This is a genomic window from Aquibacillus kalidii (assembly GCF_014280935.1).
In the GTDB taxonomy this organism is placed as follows: domain Bacteria; phylum Bacillota; class Bacilli; order Bacillales; family Amphibacillaceae; genus Aquibacillus_D; species Aquibacillus_D kalidii.
In genome coordinates, this window is the sequence record NZ_JACLZI010000058.1 from 1 (window position 1) to 3,365 (window position 3,365).

Sequence of the window (3,365 nt, forward strand, 5' to 3'; positions counted from 1 at the left end):
TTGCGGGTATTGCGCCTGTTTACTTTGGGTCCGGTGGGAAAGGTAAGGAACAAAAAAGCAAACAGGGAAATCGGGCGCTACACGCTTTATTTTACAACCTCGCAGTCCAACAAGTGCAAGTGGCAAAAGGAAGCAAACTGCCACGGAACCCAGTGTTCCATGCTTACTACCAAAGAAAGCTTAAGGAAGGCAAAACAAAGGGTCAAGCATTGGTTTGCATAATGAGAAGGCTTGTGAACATTGTTTACGGCATGATGAAGCATAAAACAGCCTACAAATTACCGATAGTGCAAGAAAAAGAAGTAGTTTAATAGGGTGGTAAAATGGCTGACTTTTTTATTTTTAGCTTTTAAGATTACAACATAGGGTACGGGTAATCTTAATAGAAAAGAGGCATTTAACAATGCGAAGGATTTAGCAGGTGTACCTAGGTCCCAACAACCTACACGTCAATGGCAAGTCGGAGATAATATCAATAAAAAGGGTGGCGACTATAAAAATTACGAGTACAGTTCAAACCCAACTCATCATGGGCGTTACTATGAATACGATACCCCTCAAGGAAAAAGGGTTATTGTAGAGCATATAAATGATGGAAGACTGCACACACATGCAGGAAAACCAAAAGACGGTGCTAATCCATTTGAGTATTCTTTTAAGAAAGAAAGATACTCTAATATTTATGGTCCGAATGGAGACCATCACATTTATTACAATAGATAAAGAGGTAATTGTGATGTCATATCAAAATGAAAAGATACTAAAGAAAATAGCATTGATGAATGCTAAAAAAACTTTAAATCAATTATCATATATAGAGCTTATTGATTTTGAAGATTATGATTCACAGTGGTTGAAATTATTTGAATTTCCATTGAAACAATTCCGTAGGATAGATTCTGAACCAACATATTCTAAACCTATTGGAGATACTATTGGTTTTATATCTTGGTTTGAAAGTTCTTTGGATTTTCTAAAGGAAAATAAAGAATGGGTTATTCTGGTACCAAATTGTCAATTTCCCGTATGGGCTAATGTTAGAGTGTTCGATATTACAAAAGCAATTGAAGAGCTTTGGGAAACATCAGAAAATCGTGATATAATATTAGCTGATAAGTCTACGGGAAGTATTGCTCAAATTTTTGTAGAAGAAAAAAATTATGAGATTCATGTTGGAAAATGTGATATAACAAACATAGACAAGAAAAATAATTAACTTTTTTATTACTACCTTGATTGGCTAAATGCCTTTCAAGGTTTTTTTACTTTGCTTTAGATTAAATCAGCTGATATTGAGTGAGAGAAAAAGAAAATGACCTGTATGAGAATCGAGAGCTCATGATGGTTGTACCGTCATGGAGTATCGTTTTAATACTAGGAGAAACGAACAAGAACGAGAAATGGGCGAGATGACATTTTTACATGGCAAGGGTGCTATAACATGGAATAGCTAACAAACTAACGAGAATGACAAAGCTCGTGGCGATAACAATGGGTAACGTGTAAGACTGTTTATAATACTGCTTATATTACCGCTTTGGCTTATAAATTTTGGGTTGTATTTTTACTAGAAACGGTCGTATAATACTCGCTATTTGTCAAAAAGCGTTACGAAAATTAAAATTTATGTAACGGGAGGGTGAAAAGTTGAATGTTGTTGGGTATATACGGGTTTCGACTCAAGGGCAAGCGAAAGATGGGTACAGCTTGAAATATCAAGAAGAGGAAATTAAAGCATATTGTAAAGAACAAGGCTGGAACTTGATCCATATTTTTAGAGGTGAAGGAATAAGTGGCGCTAAACTAAATGAAGAAGCATTAGAAATAGACAGGGTGGGCTTACAGGAGATGTTGGCTCACCTTTCGTCTTCACAAATACAGTATGTGGTGGTACTAAACACAAGCCGATTATGGAGGTCAGATATTGTAAAAGTGCTGATACAACGAGAGTTGAAGAAATATGGCTGTGATATTAAAAGCATTGAACAACCTTTTTACAGTATTCACAAGAAAGACCCCAATGACTTTTTGGTAAATGGCTTAATGGAGTTATTAGACCAATACCAACGGCTTGAAATAGCACTCAAGCTAACGAAAGAAAGAAATAAAAAGGCAAAGGGAGGTGGGTATGCAGGAGGACGGGTAGCATTTGGCTATACGAAACAAAAGGATGAGAAGGAATTAAAGATACATAACGGTCAAGCGGAAGCTGTTAAACGGTTATTTGAGCTAAAACAGCTACATAAGAAATGGTCACTATCTAGATTATCAGAAGCATTGAATGATGAAGGCTATCAAACAACACAAGGTAAGGCATTTACGAAAGTACAAGTGAAGCGAATATTAGACCGAGAAAGCTTTTATCAAGGGGTTTATACATACGGACAAATACAAGCAAATGGCAAACATGAGGCAATAATTTAATAAGCCACTTAAAAAAGGTTGATATTTTCTTTTATATTCCTATGAGAGCATGAAAATGGATAGGCTTTCGTACCAATGCGCACCAGTTGGTGAACGCTCGAACTAAGGTTGCCGGCATTTTCATTCCATAATTGACAACTGAATAGGAGGGTGAACGATGCATGAAAAGCAGAAACATTTGTATGTGGGAGTCGACTTACATAAACAGCATCATGTGGCAGTGATTATTAATTGTTGGCAGGAGAAGCTTGATGAAATAAAGGTTGAAAATAAACCGTCAGCTTTCTCAACTTTTTTATTGGCTCTTGATAAACTTATAGATGATGGATTAGCGCCTGTATTTGGTTTAGAAGATGTTTAAGGCTATGGGCGATCGTTAGCACAGTTTTTAACTGACCATGGACAAGTTGTAAAAGAAGTAAACCCAGCACTTTCATTTGCTGAACGAAAAAGCCATATGACCACGCAAAAAAGTGACAGTTGGGATGCAGAATGTGTTGCACGCATTTTGTTGAATCAACTGAACCAATTGCCTGACGCGAAACCGCATGATTTATATTGGTCGATACAACAATTAGTTACAAGAAGAAATGCTTTGGTGAAGGCACAAGGTGCTTTAAAGAACCAACTACACATTCAATTGAGCCACCATTATCCAAGTTATAAAAAGTTTTTCTCAGAGGTGGATGGGAAAACAGCATTAGCATTTTGGGAACGATCCCCTTCACCATCTTGCTTAGAGGGTGTGAGTGTAAAACAATTGACCACCTTTTTATTAGAAGTAAGCAATAATACATGTTCAGTGAAAAAAGCGAATGAAATATTGAAGCTAGTGAAAGAAGATGAAAACACAACAAAAGAACATCAAGAAACACGAAACTTTTTGGTAGAAAGCATTGTACGCCACATTTTATTTGGAAAGCAGGAAATAGGCAAGGTGG

General features: G+C 36.6%; 4 protein-coding genes and 1 pseudogene. All 5 read left to right on the plus strand.

All coding sequences use genetic code 11. From position 1 onward, the window contains the following. Positions 1–311: transposase (locus H7K77_RS17140; protein ID WP_186579604.1), on the plus strand; the 311-nt coding region annotated here is incomplete at its 5' end. Positions 312–471: 160 nt separating this feature from the next. Next, positions 472–723 (plus strand): HNH/endonuclease VII fold putative polymorphic toxin, encoded by a 252-nt coding sequence (locus H7K77_RS21335; RefSeq protein ID WP_328701152.1) that lies wholly within the window; start codon positions 472–474, stop codon positions 721–723. Positions 724–736: 13 nt separating this feature from the next. Next, positions 737–1,216: a hypothetical protein gene (locus H7K77_RS17150; protein WP_186579606.1), complete on the plus strand. Its 480-nt coding sequence runs from the start codon at positions 737–739 to the stop codon at positions 1,214–1,216. 431 nt (positions 1,217–1,647) lie between these two features. Next, positions 1,648–2,424: a recombinase family protein gene (locus tag H7K77_RS17155; RefSeq protein WP_186579608.1), complete on the plus strand. Its 777-nt coding sequence runs from the start codon at positions 1,648–1,650 to the stop codon at positions 2,422–2,424. Positions 2,425–2,581: 157 nt separating this feature from the next. Further along, positions 2,582–3,365 (plus strand): annotated as a pseudogene (locus tag H7K77_RS17160) (IS110 family transposase); the annotation flags it as partial.

Excerpts from the sequence above, each read along its gene's own strand:
- H7K77_RS17150 (WP_186579606.1), top strand. The coding sequence starts at position 737 with ATGTCATATCAAAATGAAAAGATACTAAAGAAAATAGCATTGATGAAT.